Genomic DNA, 275 nt, shown 5'->3' with positions numbered 1-275 from the left:
CGGCCTGGACGGGCTGGCCGTGGTGCCGGTGATGATGGCCGCCGCCGTGTTCGGCATCATCAGCTATCTGGTCGGCAACTTCCTGTTCTCGGAATATCTTCAGGTCCACCATGTGCCGGGCGCGGGCGAGCTGGCCATCTTCTGCGCCGCCATCATCGGCGGGGGCATGGGCTTTCTCTGGTACAACGCGCCGCCAGCCAAGATCTTCATGGGCGACACCGGGTCTCTGGCGCTCGGCGGGGCCCTGGGCGCCATGGCCGTGGCCACCAAGCACG

Annotated in this window: 1 pseudogene; it reads left to right on the top strand. The window is 67.6% G+C overall.

Annotated elements, in window-relative coordinates:
* A pseudogene (locus FLQ44_RS04815) lies at positions 1-275 on the top strand (phospho-N-acetylmuramoyl-pentapeptide-transferase); the annotation flags it as partial.

This window comes from Vogesella mureinivorans (genome assembly GCF_007644035.1).
Taxonomy (GTDB): Bacteria; Pseudomonadota; Gammaproteobacteria; order Burkholderiales; family Chromobacteriaceae; genus Vogesella; species Vogesella mureinivorans.
This window is presented reverse-complemented; position numbering and strand designations above follow the sequence as displayed.